The organism is Cloacibacterium sp. (genome assembly GCF_047601505.1).
In the GTDB taxonomy this organism is placed as follows: Bacteria; Bacteroidota; Bacteroidia; order Flavobacteriales; family Weeksellaceae; genus Cloacibacterium.
Genome location: NZ_JASGJD010000001.1, coordinates 1,080,230 through 1,103,942 on the forward strand (window position 1 = coordinate 1,080,230; position 23,713 = coordinate 1,103,942).

Consider the following 23,713-nt stretch of genomic DNA (forward strand, 5'->3'; position numbering starts at 1 on the left):
AAGTAGATTTTTGTATAGATATGTTACAAAAGTTTTTACTTAATTTTATAATTTTAGTGTTTAATTGTAAAGCGCTTTATTTATTGAGTTTTTTAATAGTTGTTTAATGCTAAACTGTCAAAAATCATCGTTTTTTAGTGGTTTTATACGCTAAAGTCTTTGTTGATGGTAGTTCTGTGTTATTGTGGAAAACTTTTCGGGCTAAAAATCAAAAAATTAACATTATAGAGGCATTTTGACTTTCTTTTTTTAAGTTCAATCTCTATTTTTGTATTCGTGTCTTGAGCGAAAATTGTTGAGGTAACACACAATTTTTATTTCTTTTAAGTTTTTGCAATTCAATAAATTGGAAAAATAGCTCAGGAAATAATCATTATTATAAAGAGAAAAGTTTAACACTAAAAACATTATTAGGCTATGGGAATTTTTGACAAACGTATCAGTTATAAACCTTTTGAATATCCTGAAGTTTTACAATTTATAGAAGCGATTAATAAATCTTTTTGGGTGCACTCCGAGATAGATTTTACAGCTGATGTACAAGATTTCCATTCTAATCTAGAGCCTTACGAAAAAAATGCCGTGAAACATGCACTTTTGGCAATTGCACAGATAGAAGTAGCGGTGAAAACCTTCTGGGGAAATCTTTATAACCACATGCCAAAACCAGAACTTAATGGGCTTGGTTCTACTTTTGCAGAATGCGAATTCCGTCATAGTGAAGCCTATTCCAGATTGTTAGAAGTTTTAGGTTATAATGACGAATTTAATGATGTAGTTTCTATTCCTGCGGTTAAAGAAAGAATAGATTACCTTACAGAAGTGTTGGGGAATGCCAAATCTACTAACCCGAAAGAATATGTTTCCTCTCTTTTATTATTCTCAATTTTAATAGAAAACGTTTCATTGTTCAGTCAGTTTGCTACCATTTTATCTTTCACAAGATTCAAAGGATACATGAAAAACGTATCTAATATTATTGCTTGGACTTCTATAGACGAGCAAATTCACGCCAATGCAGGTATTTATTTGATTAACAAAATTCGTGAAGAACAACCAGAATTGTTAACCGACGAAGATATTGAAAACATCTACAGATTGGTAGATAAATCTATTGATTTGGAAGCTAAAATATTAGATTGGATTTTCGAAGCGGGAGAATTAACAATGTTCTCAAAAGAAGATTTACTCAACTTTATGAAGTATAGAGTTGATGACAGTTTGAAGAAAATCAACATGAAAACCCGTTACAACGTAACACCAGAACAATACAGACCAATGATGTGGTTTGAAGAAGAAGTTTTTGCCAATTCTATGGACGATTTCTTTGCAAAAAGACCTGTAGATTATACAAAACACGATAAATCTATCACTGCGAACGATTTGTTTTAGAATTTGCTGGAAGATGGATGTCGGGTGTTGGAAGCTTCTATACACTTTTTTGAAAGAGGAAAAACTTTAATGAAATTGATGCTTAAATGTCGCGAGCGGAGCGAGCGTCAATTGTTTTCAAAGTTGTGAACGTAAAAAATTATCAGTAGGAACGGACTTTTGTATGCTGAGTTTAGTCGAAGTAAGTCCGTTTTAAAAATAAAAAACAAAGATTGCGTAGTTTCTCGCAATAACGTTTTACATACAAAACTTGTAACATAACAAACAAACAAAATATGAAGCCAGAAATTATAGATGAAGTACAGTTCACAAGGTCAGAAGATTTCCATCTCGGAGAATACATTTACATGGCGATGGGAAAAGTGAACGAACAAACGGTTTGTATTGCAGTAGCTTATAAAATAGATTATTGCATTAAAAAAGCGTTGCAGTTTGAAGAAGCAGATAGCAATGTAATTTTCACACACATCAATAAAGTGAAAGTTGGCGAATTAGAACGCTGTAGAAAATTTGATTGGAATTAATATAAAAATAGATAGGAAAATGGTGAAATTATAACACCCAAAATCCTAAAACTTGAAACGAAAATTTATGGAAGAACAAAATACAGATATTTGGTGGTTAAATGAAGAGTCTGAGCAAATGCTAAACAGAGGTTACCTTCTGAAAGGAGAAACCGTAGAAGGCGCTATAGACAGAATTACCACCGCTGCAGCAAAAAGATTGTACAAGCCAGAACTCATTCCTGCTTTTAAGGAAATGATTACCAAAGGTTGGATTTCTTTTTCGTCTCCCGTTTGGGCAAATATGGGTACACAACGTGGTTTGCCTATTTCTTGTTTCAACGTTCATGTGCCAGATAATATCGAAGGAATTACAGGGAAATTGGGCGAAGTAATTATGCAAACCAAAATTGGTGGCGGTACTTCAGGATATTTCGGAGAATTAAGAAACCGTGGAACTGCCGTTACAGACAATGGTAAATCTTCGGGAGCTGTTTCTTTCATGAAATTGTTTGATACTGCTATGGATGTAGTTTCTCAAGGAGGTGTAAGAAGAGGTGCTTTTGCGGCGTATCTCGATATAGACCACGGAGATATTGAAGAATTTTTGAATATCAAAGAAATTGGTAGTCCTATTCAGAATCTTTTTATGGGAGTTTGCGTTCCAGATTATTGGATGCAAGATATGATAGACGGAGATATGGACAAGCGTAAAATTTGGGCTAAAGTTTTAGAATCTCGTCAGAAAAAAGGACTTCCGTATATATTCTTTACCGATAATGTAAACCGTCACAAACCACAGGTTTATAAAGATAGCGGAGCGGTAATTAACGCAAGTAATTTGTGTTCAGAAATTATGTTGCCTTCCACTGCAGACGAAAGTTTTATCTGTTGTCTTTCTTCTATGAATTTAGAATTATACGACGAATGGAAAGATACCAACGCTGTGAAATTAGCCATCTATTTCTTAGATGCTGTTTTGTCTGAATTTATAGAAAAAACAGATGGAAATTACTACTTACAAGGAGCCAGAAACTTCGCTTTGAGACACAGAGCTTTAGGTTTAGGCGTTTTGGGTTATCATTCTTACCTTCAAAAAAATATGATTCCTTTTGAAAGTATGGAAGCAAAAATGTTTAATGCTAAAGCTTTCAAACACATTCAGGAGCAATCTATTATAGCCTCTAAAGAATTGGCAAATATCTATGGCGAACCAGAAGTTTTAAAAGGTTACGGACTTAGAAATACCACTACAATGGCGGTAGCGCCTACTACTTCTTCTTCGGCAATTTTAGGACAAACTTCACCAGGAATTGAACCTTTTGCATCCAACTATTACAAAGCAGGTTTGGCGAAAGGAAATTTTATGAGAAAAAATAAATATTTAGCAAAACTTCTTGAAGAAAAAGGTCTTGATAACGAAGATGTTTGGAGGGAAATTATGCTCAATCACGGTTCTGTACAACACATGACCCAATTGACGCAAACCGAGAAAGATGTTTTCAAAACATTTAAAGAAATTTCTCCAATGGAAATTATTACACAAGCGGCACAACGCCAACAATACATAGACCAAGCGCAATCTTTAAACTTGAATATCCCGGCTTCTCTAGCCATTAAAGATGTAAACAATCTGATGATAGAAGCTTGGAAAATGGGCGTGAAAACATTGTATTATCAACGTTCTCAATCTGTTTCTAAAGAACTGATGGTGAATTTTGTAACGTGTAGTTCTTGCGAAGCATAGACAATATAAATAAAAGGTTAAAAATTGAAAAGGGAAGCCGCAGGAATTTTTTCTGTGGTTTTTTATTGACCTAGGAGTTATTTGCGTTAAGAAAATTTTTGAAAATTTCGTTAAGAAATTTCCACTGTTTGAGCGAGGCAAAAATCTTTCTTAAAAAAACAAAATTTCTTTCCGAGCGAGTTTTGGAAATTTTAGAAAGTTTCAGAAATTTTTAGCAAATAAATCCAGTCTTGAATTTTTGTTACTTTTGGTTCAAGCCAAAAGTAAGATTTATCAAAAAAAAACAACAGATTTCTTCGTCGCTTCATTGCATTTCGTTCCTCGCAAAGACAAATATGGTTTTTATTTTAAACCTCATTTAATTTTGTGTCGTTATCCTTAGCGAAGCAATTATGCTTTTGCTTTCTTAAAAATAACTATAAAGCATTGAAAAATCTTTGCGTTAAAAGAAATCAAATAGACAACAAAAGTTGTTTAACAGATTGTTTCGTCGCTTCATTGCATTTCGTTCCTCGTAAAGACAAATGTGTTTTTTATTTTAAACCTCAGTTAATTTTGTGTTGTTATCCTTCGCGAAGCAATTATGCTTTTGCTTTCTTAAAAATAATTATAAAGCATTGAAAAATCTTTGCGTTTAAAAAAAATCAAATAAAAATAAATTTTTACCTTTGAAGCTAATCCCTTTTTCCTAATCCCTAAAAACCCAAAAAATGAAATTCGGACAAGTTGCAGACCCTTCAATCATAGATTTTACCCTTCCAAAAGATAACCCTAAAACCAAAGAAATTTTAGCAAAATCTAAAGGAAAAGATTTCAATATCTACATCGGTTGTGCCAAATGGAACAAAACCGATTTAAAAGGTTTTTATCCAAAAGGGACAAAAGACGAACTGAAATATTATGCTACACAATTCAATTCTATTGAGTTGAATGCTACTTTTTACGGATTGCCAAGCCCTGAGCAAGTGCTTACTTGGAAAGAAAAAACACCAGAAAATTTTAAATTCTTCCCAAAAATTACCAATACCGTTTCGCATTTCAGAAGATTGATTAACGTGACAGATGTGGTAACCAATTACGCGACTTCGGTACAGAATTTTGGAGACCAATTGGGGATGGTTTTCCTGCAATTACATGATAATTTTAAGCCAAAAGATTTTGACAGAGTAGAAAAATTTGTGAAAGACTGGCCTAGAGAAATTCCTTTAGCGATAGAAGTAAGAAGTGCAGAATGGTTTGAGGAAGATAATCTCGAAAAATTCTCTCAGTTGTTAGAAGAAAATAATATCACCAATATCATTGTAGATACTGCTGGAAGAAGAGATATGCTACACATGAGATTAACTACTGATACGGCGTTTATAAGATACGTTGGTGCAAATGCAGAAAGCGATTATGCCAGATTAGACGATTGGTTAGAGCGCATTAAATTATGGAAAAAAGAAGGCTTGAAGAATTTGTATTTCTTTGTTCATCAAAATATAGAATTAGCCTCTCCGTTGTTGTCGGCATATTTTATTGAGAAAATAAATGCAGAATTCGGGACAAAAATTCACGTTCCCGTGATGGCAGAACAGAAGAATTTGTTTTAGAAAGAATGAAAATAAAAATATTTACTTTTCTTTTAAGTTTAGTTATTGTGATTATTATTTGGTGGCTTTTATTTGTACCTCCAAGTATTTTTAATTATTTGCCTTATTCAATTTATCATGAGTTAGGAATAAAAATAGTTGAAGAATATCAATTTATAATCATTTTTGATTTAATGTTTTCCTTTGTGTTGTTTATTTTAATTTTAAAATTCTTTGATTCTTTAATAAAATAAAAAGCAATCTTTCATGTAGATTGCTTTTTATTTTTACGATAAGAACTTAATTTCCTTATCTTTAAAATTGTTCTTTTCCACCAGTTTATTCATGGTTTTCATCATTTTGTGACGAAGTTTTGCCATTTTTCTGATGTTTTTGTCTTCGCTATAATCAAAAATATTATCCTTAAAAGAGAAGGTATCTCCATCTTTAAATTCGATATTATTCTTTTTCAGTTCTCCCAATAGCATTAGATTCGTCATGCTTTCTAGAAGCAGATGTTCAGATTTTCCTAATGATTTCAAGGATTTTAGCAATTGTTTTTTATATTTTTTCTTTCCCATAATTATTAATGTAAACTTATCACAAATATCTGCATAATTTCTTATTTTTGAGCAAAATTTAAATCTAATATGAGTAACGACATTATTTTTGAACTAATTGAAAGAGAAAGAGAAAGACAAACCAATGGAATAGAGCTTATTGCATCAGAAAATTTTGTTTCTGAAAATGTAATGAAAGCAATGGGAAGTGTCTTAACCAATAAATATGCTGAAGGATATCCCGGAAGAAGATATTATGGCGGTTGTGAGGTAGTAGATGAAGTAGAAACTTTAGCAATTGAAAGAGCAAAGCAACTTTTCGGGGTAGAATATGCCAATGTTCAGCCACACTCTGGTTCTCAGGCTAATGCAGCAATTTATTTATCGGTTTTAAAACCTGGAGATACTGTAATGGGAATGGATTTATCTATGGGAGGACACCTTACACATGGTTCTCACGTTAACTTTTCTGGAATTAATTTCCGTCCTGTTTTTTATGGAGTAGAAAGAGAAACCGGTTTGATAGATTATAACCAAATGCGTGAAGTAGCACTGAGAGAAAAACCTAAAATGATTATTGCAGGATTTTCGGCATATTCTAGAGATTTAGAGTATGCAAAATTTAGAGAAGTAGCAGACGAAGTAGGAGCTACACTTTGGGCAGATATAGCACATCCTGCTGGTTTGGTAGCAAAAGGATTGCTCAATTCTCCTTTCGAACATTGCCACGTAGTTACCACTACCACTCACAAAACATTGAGAGGGCCTAGAGGTGGAATGATTATGATGGGCAAAGATTTTGAAAATACGTACGGGCATAAAACGCCAAAAGGTGAAACCAAAATGATGAGTGCTGTGTTAGATGGCGCTGTTTTCCCAGGTACACAAGGTGGCCCTTTAGAGCACGTAATTGCAGCAAAAGCAGTAGCGTATGGCGAAGCTTTAGACCAAAAATTCGAAGTATATGCAAAACAAGTTATTGCCAATTCTAGAGCGCTAGCAAAAGCAATGATAGACAGGGGGTTCGATATTGTAAGTGGTGGAACAGACAATCACCTGATGTTAGTAGACCTTAGAAACAAAAATGTAAACGGTAAAGAAACCGAAAAAGCATTGGTAAAAGCAGAAATTACTTGTAACAAAAATATGGTTCCTTATGATGATAAATCACCTTTTATCACTTCTGGTATCAGATTAGGTACTGCGGCTATCACCACAAGAGGTTTGGTAGAAAAAGATATGGACACCGTGGCAGAATTAATTAACGAGGTGGTTCTTAATATTAATAACGATAATGTTTTGGAAGTAGTGAAGAAAAAAGTTCATCAATTAATGAACGGTAAAGCGCTATTTAACTACTAATTTTTGCATAAAAAAAATTAAAACACTTATTTTGTTATATCATTAAGACTCTGTGTGTAAATAAATACAATACAGACTCTAAAAATTATTAAAAACATTTCGATTTAGTAATAAATTGAAATGTTTTTAGTTATAAAATTGAAACTTACTTTAAGACGATAATTACTACATGATGAAGAAAATTTATTTAATATTAACCTTTTTTATCTCAATGTCATTCTTTTCTCAAGAGTTTAAATGGGGGATGACGGGCAATGTACACTCTTCTTCCATAGAAGGCATACACGATTTTTCTAGAGGTAGAATTGCTCCTTCATTAGGTTTTTTTGCAGAAATCCCTTTGGAAACCTTTCAGAGAAGTATCTATTCTCCACTTAGATATTATATTTTCCCAGTACTAGAATACAGTATGGAAGGAGAAAAAACCATCCTAGAACAAGGCAGACAATATTACCGAAATGATTATGTAGCATTCGCATTATATGGTAAATTCCATTTTTATAGAGGCTTTTTTGAGAATTTTTATTTCATGGTAGGGCCTAGATTTGCTTATAATGTTTCAGAAAATCGTGCTGGACCTACAAATGATGAAGCAGGATACATTAACCTAAGAGACGATGATATGAAAAAAATGAGTATCTCTGTTTCTGGAGCTTTCGGATATGTAGTAAATGATAAACTCGAAGCTTATATAAGATTCGACCAAGGCTTAACCAAAGTATATCCCAATTACGATGTGATGAGAACTTGGAACAGACTTTTAGGAGTTGGTATCAGTTATTATTTTAATTAAAAAATATTCTTAAAAACACAGTATTGCTTTGCTGTGTTTTTATTATAAGTTTCAAGTCATATTTTATTTTTATTTTTGTTCAATAAAAAAGGCAATTGTGAAATTCATTTACAAAATTTTTCCAATCTTTCTATTGATGTTTTTATTCTCGTGTGGCCCTAAAAAGAACATGATTTATATGGATAAAGATATCAACTATAATGCAGATATTACCCAAGCAAAGTATAATGGTAACAAACTTATGGTGGGCGATAATTTGGATATAAAAGTTACAGGATACGATGAAATTGCAATTAAGCCATTTAATCTAAATACAATAAGCCAAATAAACAGCAATGGTGAGACAGGAAGCGCTTCTGGAGATTTATCTTATACCATAGACAAAGAAGGCGAAATTAATTTCCCCACTTTAGGAAAAATAAAAGCCGAAGGTTTTACGGTAGATGAATTGAAAACAGACCTAGAAAACAGATTGAAAATATATCTGGTAGAACCTATCGTTATTATCAATCAAAACGACCTGAAACTTACTTTTTTAGGAGAATTTAATAAAAAAGGACAAGTAACTTACACCAACGAGAAAATGAACATCCTACAAGCGATTGCATTAGGAGGAGGAACCAACGAAAATGCCAATCTCAAAAACATAAGACTTATTAGAAATGTTGATGGCACAGACCAAACCATTACACTAGACCTTACAGATTATAACATTTCTAACTCTCCTTATTATTACATACAGAATAATGATATTCTCTATGCATTGCCAGATAGAGATGCACAAATTATGGCAAAAAAAACTCCGGTACTTACCAAAGTCCTCACTTATTCCGGATTGTTAGGATTAATCTTTGCAATGTATAATTTTATTAAAAATTAAGAATGGAACCGCTACAGCCTATACAATCCTTGCAGCAAAGAGCCAAAGCAGTAGATATTAAAAAAGAACTTTTTAAGTACATTAGAGTTTGGTATTGGTTTGTTCTGTCTTTGATTTTTTTTATCATCTGTGCCAAAATATATTTAAGATATTCTACCCCTATATATAGCTCTCAAGCTTCTGTTTATTTCAATAATGCTACAAAAAAAAATACGGGTGTAATAGGACTCAACGATTTACAAACCATGGGAACGGGAGGGGTGGCAAAAAATCCTATCTCAGATGAAATTGCTCTTATGAAATCTAAGCCTATCCTTAGAAAAGTAGTAAAGAAATTAAATCTGGACGTTACCTTTGTACAAGAAGCAAAAATTAAGAAAATAGAATTGTACGATCTTAGCCCTTTCAAAGGGGAGATACTTTCCCTTAAAAACGAAAAACAGTTTGGGGGTGCTTCTTACAAAATTAAAGCAATAGACAACAATAGCTTTTTACTGGCAAATCTAGAAGGCAATAATCCTAAAAAATACCTTTTTAATCAACCTTATGATTTAGGATTTGGAGTAGTGAAAATTTCCAAAGTTCCCGAAATCAATTATAACGATTATATCAATGTAAATTTTTTAAATTACAAAAATGTAGCTGCTGGTTTAGAAGGTGGTATTACCGTTACCAACCTTAATACAGATACCAATATAATGGATTTATTTTACAGTAGTGATATTCCTCAAAAGTCTGAAGATATTTTGAATGAACTCATTGTGCAATACAATCAAGATGCTGATAATGATAAAAAAATTGAAGCCAGAAACTCAGCAGAATTCATCAATGATAGATTAAAACTCATTACCAGTGAATTGTCTTCTATTGAGGGCAGAAAAACAAATTTTAAAAGGTCTAATAATATTTTTGATATTGAAACCCAAGCGCAATCTAATCTTAAAGGATTAGACGAAGGCACACAAAGAACTTTAGAGCTTAGTGCACAATTAGAAATGGTAAATTCGGTGCTTAGGTTAATCAATTCTTCTACAGACCAATTGTTACCTACCAATATTGGCATCCCCAATACCGCCGATGGATTAATTACCCAATACAACGAATTGTTGTTGCTCAAAAATAAAACATTGAGACAGGCTACTCCTGCCAATCCAATGATTGTGCAGTTCAACAAAGACTTATCGCAACTCAGAAACCTTATCAAAGAAAATCTTAATAAATCTAAAGATTTAATTTCTAGTAATTTGGGCTATCAACAAGGCAAAATTTCTCAGTACAAAGAAGAAATGTCTATGTTCCCAGAGCAGGAAAACTTTTTTAAAAATATAGACCGTCAACAGAAAATTAAAGAATCTCTTTATTTGTACCTTCTTCAGAAAAACGAAGAAATTTCTATGGCTTTGGCAGTTACCACACCTAAGGTTAAAACCCTCAATCCTGCATTTACTACAGGGGTTATCTCTCCTAATGCCAGTAAAATAATGCTCTATGCCTACGCTCTGGGCTTATTGTTGCCATTGGCTTTTTTCTTTGTGAAGAATGCAATGGATACCTATATTTATTCTAAGCAAGACATCCAAAGTATTGCCAAAGAAATTCCTGTGGTAGGAGAAATTCCGAATATTACAAAAGGAGCAGAGAATGTAGTTGGTAAAAACGATTTGTCGGTTTTTGCAGAATCATTCCGAATATTATTTTCGAATATCAAGTATTTTTTCAACAACCAAAGTCCGTGTCCGGTTATCCTTATTTCGTCTTCGGTAAAGGGAGAGGGCAAAACTACAATTTCGGTAAACACCGCACTTACGTTAGCTCAAACCAAAAAAGTTTTGCTTATTGGTGCAGACATTAGAAATCCTCAGCTCAAAAGATTTATGCATTTAGAAGGAAAAGGGTTATCCGAATTCTTAAGCGATTATAATGCAACGCCCGAAAGCTATATTCAAGATACTTCACTCAATCCTAATTTAAAAGTAATTCATTCTGGGCCTATTGCTCCCAATCCTAATGAATTATTAGAAAGCGACAAATTTTTACATCTTTTAGAGGCCGCTAAAAAGACTTTTGATTATATCGTGATAGACTCTGCACCTCTATTGATGGTAGGAGATACATATAATTTAATTAAATATTCAGATTTACTTTTATTCTTATCAAGGTCTGGCTACACAGATAGAGAAATGATTCATTTCGCCAATCAGATTTACAGAGACCACGCCAAAGGTAAAATGGCAATTGTGCTGAATGATGTAAGCTATCTTAATCTTACCTACAGCAATAAGTACGGCTATGGCTACAAATATGGCTACGGATATACCTATACCGAAGACAACGAAAAGAAACCTTGGTGGAAGAAAATTTTGTTTTTGGAGTAGAAAATGAGTTTTTCTTTATTTAAAATTGATGTAAGGATAAAAAAATAAAAATGGAAGTCTATTTAGAGTATCGTTTGAATCAAAGTGCAGTCAAAGTGCAGTTTTGTTCGGAAAAAGTACCCGTTTTCCGAAGCAGACTCGAACGTGATTCGAACGTGATTCGAACAAAAGGGTAACTTTAAACGAATTTTATTTTATAAGGTGTCATTTTTATAGTTTCAATATTTTAAAAAAATTACAAGTTGAATCCTCTTATTTCTGTTATCGTCCCTTGTTATAACCAATCACAATATTTAGACGAGTGCCTTCAATCTGTACTAGACCAAACTTATACAGATTGGGAGTGTATTATTGTAAATGATGGCTGCCCAGACCATACCGAAGAGATTGCAAAAAAATGGCTAGAAAAAGACACTCGTTTTAGATATATCTATAAAGAGAATGGTGGACTAAGTTCTGCCAGAAATGCAGGAATAGCAATCGCAGAGGGAGAATGGATACAGTTTTTGGATTGTGATGATATACTCGAAAAAAATAAACTTTGTCTTCAATCAAATTATTTTGAAAAACAAATTGATATTTTAGTTTCAGGGTATAGATATTTCGAGAATAATGAGGGTGTTTCTAAAAAGCGTATTTTTGGAAGAAATTATTTTTTGCCCGAAGTAGCAATTCTGCAAGGCGATAATATTGATGTTAAACAACTATTCAAAATAAAAAATCCTTTTGTAATTTCTGCTCCATTGTATTCAAAAAAAATATTCTTAAAAATTGGGTTATTTAATGAGAAATTAAAATCCTTAGAAGATTGGGAATTTAATTTAAGATGCGCACTAAATAATTATACTTTTCATCATGTCGGTTATGCAGACGACTCTAAAGCATTGATTAGACTTCATGAAGAAAGTATGATGAGAAATCAAGAATTGATGATAACTAATCAATTGTTATTCAATGAAATATGTAATAAGAATAGTCTATATGTTGAATGTTTTGGTAAAATAGAAAGTGAAAAAAGTTCATCATTTAAAGATTATCTAAATTTATTTATTCCTCCAGTTTTTTTTATAATAAAAAATAAAATTTTCAATGCGTTCAAAAATAAAATTTCTAGCATATTATCTACCTCAATATCATCCAATTCAAGAAAATGACGAATGGTGGGGAAAAGGTTTTACTGAATGGACAAATGTAAAAAAAGCTTTGCCTGTTTATAAAGGGCATAAACAACCCATTATTCCTGGTGAATTAGGATACTATGATTTGTTAAAAGATATTGATGTACAAAAAAAACAAGCAGATTTAGCAAAAGAATATGGCATTGATGGCTTTATTTATTACCAATATTGGTTTGGTGGAGGCAAAATGCTCTTAGAAAAACCTGCCGAAAAAATGTTAGCAGATAAATCCGTTGATTTACCCTTTTGTTTTTGTTGGGCAAATGAAACATGGAGCGGAATTTGGCACGGTGCTGAAAATAAAATTTTGATAGAACAAAAATATCTTGGGAAAAATGATTATATCAAATATTTTGAATATTTGTTACCATTCTTTAAAGATGATAGATATATAAAAATAGAAAACAAACCTGTTTTTCACATTTATAGAGTCGATGATATACCAGATTTACAGGTTTTTTTAGAAACTTTCAATGGTTTAGCTTTCAAAAATGGTTTTTTGGGGATTCACTTTGTTGCTACTGGAAATGTATTTTCTCAAAATGTTATAAATAATCCACTTATACAGCAAGTTGTGGGATTAGATTTATTTCAGAAATTAAGAAAAATTCATTTACTCTATTTCAAAGAAGGATCTTTTTTATATCAATTAGAACAAAAAATAAAATACAGATTAGGATATTTAGACGAATTAGGAAAGCGCAGAAAACCAATGGTTATAGATTACAAAAAATCATTAAAAAAACTTTTTATAGATGTACCTCCTCATTCTAAATATTTACCGTGTATAATTCCAAATTGGGATAATTCTCCCAGGTCTGGTAAAATTTCTCTTATTCTTAAAAATTCTACACCAGAGTTATTCAAAAAATATATAGAAAAGGTTCTAAAATCTATTGAAAAAAGTGAGTATAAACCAGAGTTTATTATTATAAAATCTTGGAATGAATGGGCAGAGGGAAATTATCTAGAACCAGACCAAATATATGGCAGAAAATGGCTAGAAGTTATAAAAGAGTTAAAAAATAAAATGCAATAAAATTTTAAGTGAATCCTAAGCTCTATTTTTATTATTGGTATATCAGGACGATGCCTTTAAGAAAGCAATTTTTCTTTCCTAAAGTTTTAGGAATAGAAGAAACGATTTCTGAAATAGTAAACCACAAAAAATCTATCTCCAGATTTGGAGATGGTGAGTTTAGGCTAGTTCTGCCCAATGAAAATTTAAAATTTCAGGAAGAGAATCAAAAACTGACAGAACGCTTGAAAGAAGTATTGACGTCTAATCTAGAAAATCATATCGTAGCCATTCCAGAAAGTTTCCATTCCGTGAAAGCTTTTAAATTGAATGTAAAATATTGGTGGATGAATTTTATGAATAAATTTGGAAACCAATTATCACCATATTTTAATAAGAAAAAAAAATATGGCAATGCTTTTATTTCTAGATTTTATTTGGATTACAAGGATAAAAGAAAAGTTGAAAATACGGTTACGCGTCTCAAAAAAATTTGGGATAAAAAAGATGTTTTAATCGTAGAAGGCGAGTTTTCTAGATTGGGAATTGGTAATGATTTGTTTGATAATTCAACTTCATTACAAAGAATTATTTGTCCTTCCAAAAATGCCTTTTCAAGATACAACGAAATCCTAGAACAGACCAAAAAATTAGGCGAAAATAAATTAATTTTAATTGCTCTTGGTCCTACGGCTACTATACTTTCTTATGATTTAGCACAAGCTGGTTTTTGGGCAGTAGATATAGGGCATGTAGATATAGAATATATGTGGTATCTAGAAAATGCAGAACATAAAATACCTGTAAAATACAGATTAGTAAACGAATCTATTGGTCAAACAATCATCGATTTGCCAGAAAATCTTGAAGAAACTTATAATAGAAGTATAGTTTATAAAATTTCAGAATGAAACTCTCTATCATCATACCGGTTTACAATGCAGAAAAATATTTGAAAAAATGTTTAGAAAGTATCTTTGTTCAAGACCTTTCTTTGCAAGATTATGAAGTAATTGCGGTAGATGATGGTTCCACAGATAGTTCTTTGAAGATTTTAGAAAATTATAAAGAAAAATATCACAACCTAAATATCATATCTCAAAAAAACCAAGGAGAAGCAGGTGCTAGAAACACCGCATTGAAAATCGCCAAAGGTGATTTTATCACTTTTTTAGATAATGATGACTACTATAATCCAGATACACTGGTCAAAGCAATATATAAAATAGAAAAAGAAAATTTAGATATTCTTTACCTTGCCATACATCATATTTCAGAAGAATATCAATATCTTAATTCACTTCCTAATTTAAGCAATGGAGGAGTTTTCTTAGGTTTAAATCACGAAAGAAGACCTTTTCCTGCAACAATGTACCGAAGAGAAATCATAGGAGATAGATTATTTCCTTTGGATATTTTGGTGGGAACAGATTCTGTTTTTAATGCATTGGTACAAAGCAAGGCTAAAAGAGTGTCTTTTAGTTCAGATTTAGTTTATAATTATCTAGTCCGTCCCAATTCATTATCCAAAAAAGCCATTACAGAAGAAGGATATCAAGGTTTTATTAATGCTATCAATATTTTAGACCAGTTTAAAAACAAAAACTTCTCGGCAGAGAATAAAGATGCACAACAATATTTTGATAAAGTAATATTGGTGTTTTTAACGAGAATAGTAGAATTGCATATTCTGCCCAATCTGTATCAACAGAAATACAGAGAGACCAAAAAACTGCTTTCAGATTTGGGATATTGGCATTTGTCAAAATCCATTGCCGAGAAATACCCTTATTTTGATTCTTCATTCGCTAAATTTGCTTTGCATCAAAAAAAACTCATCTTCAAAACAAAAGTCTATCAACTCCTACAAAAGCTAAAACCGTAATAAATATAGTAGCTTAGATTCCTACAGAATGACAAAGTGACTGTTGATTTTGAGATATGATTAAAAAAGGATACGCAATAAATATCACCCTATCATTTTTAACGAAGTTAAAAATCTTTGTGTCTTAAAAACATAAGAATTTTTAAAAAAACATTGCGCCTTTGCGTTAAAAATTAAAAATCTGCGAGAATCTATGCAAACGATACTCACATTTTATTCGAAGAGAATACCTCGAGGCTCTGCCTCGGGGTCAATGAGGAAAAGTTTGAAAAACGGATGGTTTTTCATAACACTATGAAAAAGTGTAAATTTGATTAATGGATGACCATATAAATAAAAGACATAATAAAACATTGCTACTGTATCATATCGTTTTTCCTGTGAAATATAGAAATTCTGTTATAACAGATGAAGTAGGAAAGGGATTGAGAAATATTTGTCTTGATATTTCTGCCCGCTACGAGATTAATTTTTTGGAAATAGGTTATGAAGAAAACCATGTTCATTTTTTAATTCAGAGTGTTCCTTCGCTTTCAATCAGTGAAATTAGTATGAAAGTAAAAAGTATAACAGCGAAGGAAATATTTAGGAGATTTCCTGAAGTCAAGTTAAAATTATGGGGTGGGAATTTTTGGACAAGTGGTTATTATGCAAATACGGTTGGACAATATGGAAACAAAGATGTTATCAAGAAATACATTGATAATCAAGGAAAAGAAGTAAAATATCAAAAAGTGTACGATGGACAACTTACACTTTTTGACGACTAATACTTCGGGGCTCTGCCCCGGGGTAGTTTATTTTTATATAATTATAGGTATAACTTTTGTAAACCATTATAAAAGTTATAATCATATCTAAAACTTTTATATATTTGTAGTAAAATTATAAACATGTTTTTATGATATCTTTACCAGAAAACGTAATACAAAGGCCACAATACATAGAAAAAATAATCCCTTTTATCGGGAAGAATCTTATAAAGGTTTTTACAGGTCAAAGAAGGGTAGGTAAAAGTTTTTTGCTTTTTCAGATTATTAAACACATTCAAGATAAGAATCAAAATGCAGCAATAATATATATTAACAAAGAAGATTTGCAGTTTTCTGAAATTGATACAGCCATAAAATTACAAGATTATATTCTTAAAAATAAATCTAAAACAGAAAAAACTTATGTTTTTATAGACGAAATACAAGATATACAGGATTTTGAAAAAGCTTTACGTTCACTTCTTCTTTATCAGGATTTAGACCTCTATTGCACGGGTAGTAATGCCAATTTGCTTTCTTCTGATATTGCTGGAAATTTGAGTGGCAGATTTATAGAAATTATAGTTTATAGCCTTTCCTATACAGAGTTTTTAGATTTTCATCAGTTAGAAGATTCGTCAGAAAGTTTAGATTTATTTTTAAAATTTGGCGGTTTGCCCTATCTCAAACATTTAGAATTAAAAGATGAAATTGCCTTTGAATATCTTAAAAATGTATATTCTACAATTGTTTTTAGAGATGTTGTCAATCGGTATTCGGTGAGAAATACTACTTTTTTAGAACAATTGGTTTTGTTTTTGGCAGACAATACAGGAAGCATATTTTCAGCAAAAAAAATAAGTGATTTCTTGAAATCACAGAAAATAAACATTGCTCCTAACCAAGTGCAAGTGTATATACAGCATTTGGTAAATGCCTTTATTATTCATAAAGTACCGAGATATGATATTTTAGGAAAAAGGATTTTTGAAATTGGAGAGAAATTTTATTTTGAAAATTTAGGTATCAGAAACAGCATTTGGGGATACCGAATAGAAGACAGAGCGAAAATTATAGAAAATGCAGTGTACAACCATTTACTTTTTAAAGGATATACCGTAACGGTAGGCAATTTGGGAGATAAGGAAATAGATTTTATTGCAGAAAAAAATGCTGAAAAATTATACATACAGGTAGCACTTACGTTACACGAAGAAAAAACCATAGAAAGAGAATTTGGAAATCTAAAATCGATACCCAATCATTTCCCGAAAATAGTAATTTCCTTAGATTCTTTTTCAGGTGCTTCTTATGAAGGTATCAAAGCAATAGACCTTAGAACTTTTCTTAATAATTAATCAATGCCAAAAATCTCCATCATCATACCCGTTTACAATGCAGCACCATATCTGGAAGATTGTTTACAAAGCATCAGCAATCAATCTTTTACAGATTTTGAAATTTTGGCAATCAATGATGGTTCTACAGATTCTTCATTAAATATTTTAAGTCAATACCAAAAAAAAGAAGAACGACTCAAGATATTTTCTCAGAAAAACAAAGGTGTATCAGCAGCGAGAAATCTAGGATTAGAAAATGGAAGTGGTGAGTTTGTTACCTTTGTAGATGCAGATGATTGGTTACATTCAGAAACTTTAAGGGCTTACGTTATTGCTTTAAGAGAAGAAAATGTTGATATTGTGATTTCTCAATTTCTTCAAAAAAGAAATAATTTCTTCAAACAAGATAGTAATATTCAAATATTTGATAGAAAAGAAATAGAACAAAAAATATTTCCAAAGTTTATAGAATCTGATGCTTACAATTCGGTGTGTAATAAATTGTATAGAAAGGAATTAATTAAAATGGCAAATGCACAATTTCCTATGGATGTGAGAATTGCCGAAGATGCCCAATTTAATCATCAGGTTTTTTCTTGGGCTCAAAAGATTACCGAAATTGATTTTCAAACTTATTTTTATAGAGAAGTAGAAGGGAGTGCTACAAGAAATGTGGTAAAAAATGATTATTTACAAAGCAATGTCGCCATTTATCATATTGATTTTCAAAAGTATTTTGGAGCTTCCATTTCGGAGTCGGAAATAGTGAAACTTAAAAATAAGCGTTTTTTAAAAAGCATTATCGCTCTTATTTATATTTATTTTAATCCCAAAAATCAATTTTCATTAAAGCAGAGATTTTCAAAAATTAAAGAAATTGTGGAGAATGATTTAGTAGTTAAAATATTTTCAGACCATACCTTGAAACAAAATTTAGGAAGATATGATTTGGCAATTTTTAAGGCAATACAATCTAAGAATATTTTGAAATTGTATCTTTACACCTTATACAGCTATTATAGAAATTCATGAAGATTCTTCTTTTTTTACACGGAGGCAGTTTAAATAGAGGTTGCGAAGCCATTATAAGAACAGCAGTTGCAGAAATTAAAACTCAATTTCCAAATGCAATAATAGATTTGGCTTCTTATGAACCAGAAACAGATATACATTTAAAACAGGTGAATAAAGTGTTTGTTCATTTACAAAACCCACCTCAAAAGTATTCTTGGACGTGGTTGAAATCTGCATTTTTTGTAAAATTTTTTAATACCGAAAAATATCACCATCGCTATACCCAAAAAGATATAATCTCTAAAATTAATAATTATGAAGTTTTTATTTCTGTAGGCGGAGATAATTATTGTTATGGTGAACAGCCTGGTTTTTATGAAATAAACCACCTGATTAAAAAAGCAAATAAAAAGCTCGTCCTTTGGGGTGCTTCTGTAGGACAAGAAGATCTTTCACCAGCCAAAATAGAAGATTTAAAACGCTTTGATTTAATTTTAGCAAGAGAAACCCTCACTGAAGAAGTACTGAAAAATGCAGGCTGCCAAAAGGTGAAATTAGTGGCAGATGGTGCTTTCTTGATGGAAAAGACAGAGCTTCCACTTCCTGAAGGTTTTTTAGAAAATAAAACTGTAGGATTCAATTTTTCACCATTAATTTTTTCTAGAAATAAAAAGTCTAAAGAAGCAGCTTTTAAGTTGATAAAACATATTTTGGAAACTACAGATTATCATGTGGCTCTTATTCCTCATGTTACCATAAAAATAAGCAATGACTATAAAACTCTGAAAAAGTTTTTAGAAAAATTTAAAAATACCAAAAGAGTATTTTTATTACCAGATAATTTAAACGCTACAGAATACAAAGGATATATTTCTAGATTGAAATTTTTTATTGGAGCCAGAACTCATGCTACTATTGCGGCTTATTCTAGCGGTGTTCCTACAATGGTTTTAGGATATTCTATTAAATCTAAAGGCATTGCCAAAGACTTATTTGGTGAAGAAAAATTGGTGTTGGGAATTGATGAAATTTCTGATGCTCAGAAATTAATTGCTAAATTTGAGGAAATGAAGCAGGATGAAGAATGGATAAAAGAAATGTTAAAAAATAGAATTCCTGAAATAAAAGAAATGTCAAAAAAAGCAAAAGAATATTTTGCAGAAATACTCTGAAAATTCCCCTCTTGCAGAGGGGTGGCATACCGAAGAATTCGGAATGACGGTGTGTAGAAATAATTGATAAAAAATAATATCATCTGATAATAAAAAACATGAAGAAAAAACTACTTTTTGTGATACCAAGTTTAAGGATTGGCGGTGCCGAAAAGAGCTTCGTGAATCTATTGTCAGAATTAGATCATAGCAAATATGATGTAGATGTATTCTTACTTACACAAATAGGTGAACTTATAGAAGTATTGCCTCAGGAAGTGAAAATTCTTTCTGTGGATAAAAAATTTGAAATATTTTCTTCTTCATTTTTATTTTCTGTTTTTACTTTTCTCATAAAAGGAAAATGGACTTTGGCGTATTATAGATTGTGTTTTGCAATGCTTAACAGACGAGAACAAAATCCCGCAATTTGCGAACAAAAATCTTGGAAGTACTTAAGACATTTTTTCAGTAATATACCTAAAGAGTATGATGTAGCAATAGGGTATTTAGAAAAGACAAGTACTTATTTTGTTTGGGATAAAGTTAAAGCCAAAAATAAAATAGCTTGGATTCATACTGATATTGAGGTGGCAAAGTTAGATTTAATTAGAGAATATGAAAATCTTCAAAGTTTTAATCATATTGTTACTGTCTCTGAAAACTTAGAAGAAAAACTAAAAATTATTTATCCTGACTTTAGTTATAAAATTACATCAATAGAAAATATTATCTCTGTAAATGCCTTGAAAAGACTAGCAAGTGAAACTATACCAATGCCTTATACTCATGAATTTTTTAATGTTTTATACGTTGGGAGAATTGCTAAAGAAAAAGGATTGTTTAATGCTTTAGAAGCAATACATATATTAATAGAGAAAGGGTATAAGATTGCTTGGTATTTAATTGGATGGGGAGACCAAGAGGATTTGTTGAAAATGAAAGCTAAGGAGTTGAATTTAGAAAAAAACATTCATTTTTTAGGTGCTATGTCTAATCCTTATCCCTATTTAAAAAATGCGGACGCTTTTATCCTTCCTTCTTTTTTTGAAGGCAAATCTATCGCATTAGAAGAAGCAAAACTATTGGAAAAGCCTATTGTTATTACCAATTTTACTACAGCCAATAGCCAGATTATACATCAGGAAAACGGATTGATAGCTGAGATGACGCCAGAAAGTATAGCTGAAAATTTGGAAATTTTAATCCAAAACCAATCATTAAGAGAAAGGTTGGCTCAAAATTTAAAGAAAACAGTCAAGAGCAATGAAAATGAAGTTCTGAAGTTTTATAAAATGATTGATTAAATAATGCAAACAATTTTTACTCCTACATATAATCGCGCTCATCTTTTGCCTAGGCTCTATCAAAGTATTATTTGTCAGGGTTTTGAAAATTTTGAGTGGCTTATTGTTGATGATGGAAGTACTGATGGAACGGAAGAACTTGTAAACGGTTGGATTGGCGAAAACAAATGTTCAATCAGATATTTTAAAACGAATAATGGAGGCAAGCATTCTGCTATTAATTTTGGAGTTAGACAAGCAAAAGGAGAGGTGTTTTTTATTGTTGATAGTGATGATGTTTTAGCAGATAATGCCTTAGGAAATATAGAAACTTATTATCAATCTATAAAGGATAATGAAAATATTTGTGGCGTTATAGGACTTTCTCAATATTTAAATACCAATACAATAGTAGGAAATTATTTCCCCAAAAATTCTTGGGAAGTAACTTTTGCCGATGTTTATTTAAAATATCATCTAGAAGGAGACAAGTCTGTAGCTTTTAAAACAGAGATATTAAAAAAATATCCTTTTCCCGAAAAAGAAGGGATTCGTTTTGTGTTTGAAGCAGTAGTATGGCACGAAATGTCTAAAAAATATAAAGTTTTAGCTATTAATGATAAAATTCAAATGGTTGAATATCAGGTGTCAGGTGTTTCTAATAGCTCTTACAAAAGATGGTATATACAATCATTGGCATTTTCTTTTTTTTATTTAATTAAAAACAAAACATATCCATTTACAAAATATCCTCACCATTTTTTGTGGAATTATATTCATTTAGGAATAAACTCACTTTTATCAGGCGATAGTTATTTTAATCAGTTATATTTGATAGATAAGTTTTTATACTTAATTTGCTATCCAAGAGCTTTTTATACTTATTTAAAACTGAAAGATAAAATACATGATTAATATAATTATCAATAAAATTAAGAAAATTATTTTCAGAATTTCTAATGAAGAACTTTCTGTTCAGGCTAATCTAAAAACAGGGATGAAAGTAGGAAAAAATGTGTATGGATTGGTAAATTGTACCATAGACCATGGGCATTGTTGGTTGATAGAGATTGGGAATAATGTTGTATTCGCGCCTCAAGTTTATCTGTTGGCGCATGATACCAGCACCAAAAAATCTACTGGTTATGTAAGAGTTGGGAAATTAGAGATAGGGGACAATTGTTTCATTGGTGCAAGAGCATTTATAATGCCAGGCGTAAAATTAGGGAAAAACTGTATTGTAGGTGCAGCAAGTGTGGTAACGAAATCTTTTCCCGACAATTCTGTAATTGCGGGCAATCCTGCAAAATTTATTTGTACTGTTGAAGAATATGAGAAGAAAAATAAAAGACAAATTGAAGAATTTCCTTTATTTTCAGAAGAATACACATTAGGAAGTATTACAGAGGACAAAAAACAAAAAATGATTGATAAAATTGAAAAATTTGGATTTGTAAAATGACACTACTTATCATCATACTGCTATTGCTGATTCTTTCCATTTTTATGGTAGATTTTATTCTTGTGTTTCACACTTGGCAAAGCCGTATTAAAATAGGGAAATTTCAGCATGATATTCTTTGGAAAAAAGCTGTCCTCAAGAAATCTTTGCATTGGTTGAATCATCTCCCTTCTACCAAAATAAAAGACAGCAATCACCTGATTATTATTGATATTCTGAAGAAACAATACACCAATCATACAGTGCAGTTTTGGCAAGAAGCTTCTTTGCTTTCGGGGATTTATTCAGTTTATAAGAAAAACCCCAGCGAAGAGATGAAAAAAGAAATTCTGAAGTTTACCAACAAAAAAATTGATGAAAACGGTCATTGGAAAAACAAACCGACTGAAGTAGATGCCTGTTGGTTGGGCTATGAACTCATGAATATTGATTTTTTAGATCAAGAGAAGATGAAACCAGCATTAGACCATCTTTATCAGTTAATTTTAGAAAGAATAGGAGAAGACAGAACGGTAATGTACAGAAAACATACTTCAAATTACCGATATGTAGATACCATAGGGTTTATTTGTCCGTTTTTAGTGAAATATGGGTTGGCATTCAATAATGAAGAAGCAGTAAACTTGGCTTTTACCCAGATTAAAGAATACGAAAAGTATGGTCTTTTGCCGTCTAAAATTCCTTGTCATGCTTATGAAATCCATGCCCACAATCCTGTAGGGATTTTTGGCTGGGGGAGAGGTGCGGCTTGGCTCATTTTAGGCGTTTTAAATACTTATAAAACATTGCCAGAAGACGATGTTCAAAGACAAGACTTAAAGAATTTGTTAGAAAAGTTAGCAAATTCTCTTTCCAAATACCAACAAACCAATGGAGGTTTTTCTTGGAGTTTGTTCATCAATGATAGGATAGATTCTTCGGCAACTGCAGTTTTTGCATGGTTTTTAAAAAAAATGGGCAGGCAAAGAGAAGCCTATTTTGCTTTGGAATATTTGAAATCGGTAACCCGAAGAAACGGAGCAGTAGATTTTTCTCAAGGCGATACAAAAGGAATAGGTGTTTATTCACAAAATTTTGATATACTGCCGTTTACACAGGGTTTTATTTTGAAAGCATTAAACCAATGACCACTTTGTCAAAGCCCAAGGCAAAAGCAGGGCGCTTTGACAAAGTCTCAAGGAAAAAGGAAAGCACCACGGCAAAAGCAAGAACAAGCACTTTGACAAAGTTCCACGGCAAGAGCACGCACTTTGTCAAAGCCCAAGGCATTAGCAAGGCGCTTTGACAAAGTCTTAGCAAAGTCCACGGCATTAGCAGAGTGCTTTGACAAAGTCTCAAGGAAAAAGGAAAGTACCACGGCAAAAGCAAGAACAAGCACTTTGTCAAAGCACAAGGCATTAGCAATGCGCTTTGACAAAGTTCCAAAGAAGAGGACAAGGCATTA

Annotated in this window: 22 protein-coding genes; 21 read left to right on the forward strand and 1 reads right to left on the reverse strand. The window is 31.6% G+C overall.

Annotation, left to right across the window (positions count from 1 at the left end; translation table 11 throughout):
• Positions 1-417 precede the first annotated feature (417 nt).
• From QM746_RS05200 to QM746_RS05220, 5 genes are all read left to right on the forward strand, one after another.
• On the forward strand, positions 418-1,392 hold the full coding sequence (locus QM746_RS05200; RefSeq protein ID WP_414983241.1) for a ribonucleotide-diphosphate reductase subunit beta: 975 nt from the start codon (positions 418-420) through the stop codon (positions 1,390-1,392).
• 275 nt (positions 1,393-1,667) lie between these two features.
• Positions 1,668-1,916, forward strand: a complete 249-nt coding sequence (locus tag QM746_RS05205; protein ID WP_374361484.1) for a hypothetical protein — start codon at positions 1,668-1,670, stop codon at positions 1,914-1,916.
• Positions 1,917-1,983: 67 nt separating this feature from the next.
• On the forward strand, positions 1,984-3,642 hold the full coding sequence (locus tag QM746_RS05210; RefSeq protein ID WP_414985123.1) for a ribonucleoside-diphosphate reductase subunit alpha: 1,659 nt from the start codon (positions 1,984-1,986) through the stop codon (positions 3,640-3,642).
• A gap of 710 nt (positions 3,643-4,352) precedes the next feature.
• Complete coding sequence (locus QM746_RS05215) at positions 4,353-5,234, forward strand: DUF72 domain-containing protein (RefSeq protein WP_414983242.1); 882 nt, start codon at positions 4,353-4,355, stop codon at positions 5,232-5,234.
• Between the two features lie 5 nt (positions 5,235-5,239).
• Positions 5,240-5,467: a hypothetical protein gene (locus tag QM746_RS05220; RefSeq protein ID WP_414983243.1), complete on the forward strand. Its 228-nt coding sequence runs from the start codon at positions 5,240-5,242 to the stop codon at positions 5,465-5,467.
• Between the two features lie 33 nt (positions 5,468-5,500).
• On the opposite strand, the gene QM746_RS05225 is transcribed toward QM746_RS05220, so the two are convergent.
• Positions 5,501-5,794: a hypothetical protein gene (locus QM746_RS05225; protein ID WP_374361490.1), complete on the reverse strand. Its 294-nt coding sequence runs from the start codon at positions 5,792-5,794 to the stop codon at positions 5,501-5,503.
• Between the two features lie 69 nt (positions 5,795-5,863).
• On the opposite strand from QM746_RS05225, the gene glyA reads away from it, so the two are divergent.
• The 16 genes from glyA (at position 5,864) to QM746_RS05305 (ending at position 23,396) form a co-directional block, all read left to right on the forward strand.
• Positions 5,864-7,135, forward strand: coding sequence for a serine hydroxymethyltransferase (gene glyA / locus QM746_RS05230; RefSeq protein WP_414983244.1), 1,272 nt, complete (start codon positions 5,864-5,866; stop codon positions 7,133-7,135).
• A 211-nt stretch (positions 7,136-7,346) separates the two neighbouring features.
• Positions 7,347-7,928 (forward strand): outer membrane beta-barrel protein, encoded by a 582-nt coding sequence (locus QM746_RS05235; RefSeq protein ID WP_414983245.1) that lies wholly within the window; start codon positions 7,347-7,349, stop codon positions 7,926-7,928.
• 178 nt (positions 7,929-8,106) lie between these two features.
• The gene (locus QM746_RS05240; RefSeq protein ID WP_414983246.1) at positions 8,107-8,808 is read left to right on the forward strand and encodes a polysaccharide biosynthesis/export family protein; all 702 of its coding nucleotides are present in this window, start codon (positions 8,107-8,109) and stop codon (positions 8,806-8,808) included.
• A gap of 2 nt (positions 8,809-8,810) precedes the next feature.
• Positions 8,811-11,183, forward strand: coding sequence for a GumC family protein (locus QM746_RS05245; protein ID WP_414983247.1), 2,373 nt, complete (start codon positions 8,811-8,813; stop codon positions 11,181-11,183).
• A gap of 242 nt (positions 11,184-11,425) precedes the next feature.
• Positions 11,426-12,337: a glycosyltransferase family 2 protein gene (locus QM746_RS05250; RefSeq protein ID WP_414983248.1), complete on the forward strand. Its 912-nt coding sequence runs from the start codon at positions 11,426-11,428 to the stop codon at positions 12,335-12,337.
• Positions 12,273-13,400, forward strand: a complete 1,128-nt coding sequence (locus QM746_RS05255; protein ID WP_414983249.1) for a glycoside hydrolase family 99-like domain-containing protein — start codon at positions 12,273-12,275, stop codon at positions 13,398-13,400. The genes QM746_RS05250 and QM746_RS05255 overlap by 65 nt, the downstream gene beginning before the upstream one ends.
• 8 nt (positions 13,401-13,408) lie before the next feature.
• Positions 13,409-14,290: an SP_1767 family glycosyltransferase gene (locus QM746_RS05260; protein WP_414983250.1), complete on the forward strand. Its 882-nt coding sequence runs from the start codon at positions 13,409-13,411 to the stop codon at positions 14,288-14,290.
• Positions 14,287-15,264 (forward strand): glycosyltransferase family 2 protein, encoded by a 978-nt coding sequence (locus QM746_RS05265; RefSeq protein WP_414983251.1) that lies wholly within the window; start codon positions 14,287-14,289, stop codon positions 15,262-15,264. The genes QM746_RS05260 and QM746_RS05265 overlap by 4 nt, the downstream gene beginning before the upstream one ends.
• Before the next feature lie 317 nt (positions 15,265-15,581).
• On the forward strand, positions 15,582-16,034 hold the full coding sequence (gene tnpA, locus QM746_RS05270) for an IS200/IS605 family transposase (protein ID WP_414983252.1): 453 nt from the start codon (positions 15,582-15,584) through the stop codon (positions 16,032-16,034).
• Between the two features lie 131 nt (positions 16,035-16,165).
• Positions 16,166-17,374 carry an ATP-binding protein gene (locus QM746_RS05275; protein ID WP_414983253.1) on the forward strand — a complete coding sequence of 403 codons (1,209 nt, stop codon included), beginning with the start codon at positions 16,166-16,168 and terminating at the stop codon, positions 17,372-17,374.
• Between the two features lie 3 nt (positions 17,375-17,377).
• Complete coding sequence (locus QM746_RS05280) at positions 17,378-18,388, forward strand: glycosyltransferase family 2 protein (RefSeq protein ID WP_414983254.1); 1,011 nt, start codon at positions 17,378-17,380, stop codon at positions 18,386-18,388.
• Positions 18,385-19,542 carry a polysaccharide pyruvyl transferase family protein gene (locus QM746_RS05285; RefSeq protein WP_414983255.1) on the forward strand — a complete coding sequence of 386 codons (1,158 nt, stop codon included), beginning with the start codon at positions 18,385-18,387 and terminating at the stop codon, positions 19,540-19,542. The genes QM746_RS05280 and QM746_RS05285 overlap by 4 nt, the downstream gene beginning before the upstream one ends.
• 98 nt (positions 19,543-19,640) lie before the next feature.
• Positions 19,641-20,828: a glycosyltransferase gene (locus tag QM746_RS05290; RefSeq protein ID WP_414983256.1), complete on the forward strand. Its 1,188-nt coding sequence runs from the start codon at positions 19,641-19,643 to the stop codon at positions 20,826-20,828.
• 3 nt (positions 20,829-20,831) lie between these two features.
• Entirely contained in the window at positions 20,832-21,722 is an 891-nt protein-coding gene (locus QM746_RS05295) for a glycosyltransferase family A protein (protein WP_414983257.1), read from the forward strand.
• Positions 21,715-22,269, forward strand: coding sequence for an acyltransferase (locus tag QM746_RS05300; protein WP_414983258.1), 555 nt, complete (start codon positions 21,715-21,717; stop codon positions 22,267-22,269). The genes QM746_RS05295 and QM746_RS05300 overlap by 8 nt, the downstream gene beginning before the upstream one ends.
• On the forward strand, positions 22,266-23,396 hold the full coding sequence (locus QM746_RS05305) for a glycoside hydrolase family 88 protein (RefSeq protein WP_414983259.1): 1,131 nt from the start codon (positions 22,266-22,268) through the stop codon (positions 23,394-23,396). The genes QM746_RS05300 and QM746_RS05305 overlap by 4 nt, the downstream gene beginning before the upstream one ends.
• Positions 23,397-23,713 lie beyond the last annotated feature (317 nt).

What these genes read in the sequence shown, in the direction of transcription:
- QM746_RS05280 (WP_414983254.1), top strand. Translation starts at nt 17,378, where the DNA reads ATGCCAAAAATCTCCATCATCATACCCGTTTACAATGCAGCACCATAT.
- glyA (WP_414983244.1), top strand. Translation starts at nt 5,864, where the DNA reads ATGAGTAACGACATTATTTTTGAACTAATTGAAAGAGAAAGAGAAAGA.
- QM746_RS05285 (WP_414983255.1), top strand. Translation starts at nt 18,385, where the DNA reads ATGAAGATTCTTCTTTTTTTACACGGAGGCAGTTTAAATAGAGGTTGC.
- QM746_RS05245 (WP_414983247.1), top strand. Translation starts at nt 8,811, where the DNA reads ATGGAACCGCTACAGCCTATACAATCCTTGCAGCAAAGAGCCAAAGCA.
- QM746_RS05215 (WP_414983242.1), top strand. Translation starts at nt 4,353, where the DNA reads ATGAAATTCGGACAAGTTGCAGACCCTTCAATCATAGATTTTACCCTT.
- QM746_RS05290 (WP_414983256.1), top strand. Translation starts at nt 19,641, where the DNA reads ATGAAGAAAAAACTACTTTTTGTGATACCAAGTTTAAGGATTGGCGGT.
- QM746_RS05300 (WP_414983258.1), top strand. Translation starts at nt 21,715, where the DNA reads ATGATTAATATAATTATCAATAAAATTAAGAAAATTATTTTCAGAATT.
- QM746_RS05255 (WP_414983249.1), top strand. Translation starts at nt 12,273, where the DNA reads ATGCGTTCAAAAATAAAATTTCTAGCATATTATCTACCTCAATATCAT.
- QM746_RS05275 (WP_414983253.1), top strand. Translation starts at nt 16,166, where the DNA reads ATGATATCTTTACCAGAAAACGTAATACAAAGGCCACAATACATAGAA.
- QM746_RS05240 (WP_414983246.1), top strand. Translation starts at nt 8,107, where the DNA reads ATGGATAAAGATATCAACTATAATGCAGATATTACCCAAGCAAAGTAT.
- tnpA (WP_414983252.1), top strand. Translation starts at nt 15,582, where the DNA reads ATGGATGACCATATAAATAAAAGACATAATAAAACATTGCTACTGTAT.
- QM746_RS05305 (WP_414983259.1), top strand. Translation starts at nt 22,266, where the DNA reads ATGACACTACTTATCATCATACTGCTATTGCTGATTCTTTCCATTTTT.
- QM746_RS05265 (WP_414983251.1), top strand. Translation starts at nt 14,287, where the DNA reads ATGAAACTCTCTATCATCATACCGGTTTACAATGCAGAAAAATATTTG.
- QM746_RS05220 (WP_414983243.1), top strand. Translation starts at nt 5,240, where the DNA reads ATGAAAATAAAAATATTTACTTTTCTTTTAAGTTTAGTTATTGTGATT.
- QM746_RS05235 (WP_414983245.1), top strand. Translation starts at nt 7,347, where the DNA reads ATGTCATTCTTTTCTCAAGAGTTTAAATGGGGGATGACGGGCAATGTA.
- QM746_RS05225 (WP_374361490.1), bottom strand. Translation starts at nt 5,794, where the DNA reads ATGGGAAAGAAAAAATATAAAAAACAATTGCTAAAATCCTTGAAATCA.
- QM746_RS05200 (WP_414983241.1), top strand. Translation starts at nt 418, where the DNA reads ATGGGAATTTTTGACAAACGTATCAGTTATAAACCTTTTGAATATCCT.
- QM746_RS05210 (WP_414985123.1), top strand. Translation starts at nt 1,984, where the DNA reads ATGGAAGAACAAAATACAGATATTTGGTGGTTAAATGAAGAGTCTGAG.
- QM746_RS05205 (WP_374361484.1), top strand. Translation starts at nt 1,668, where the DNA reads ATGAAGCCAGAAATTATAGATGAAGTACAGTTCACAAGGTCAGAAGAT.
- QM746_RS05295 (WP_414983257.1), top strand. Translation starts at nt 20,832, where the DNA reads ATGCAAACAATTTTTACTCCTACATATAATCGCGCTCATCTTTTGCCT.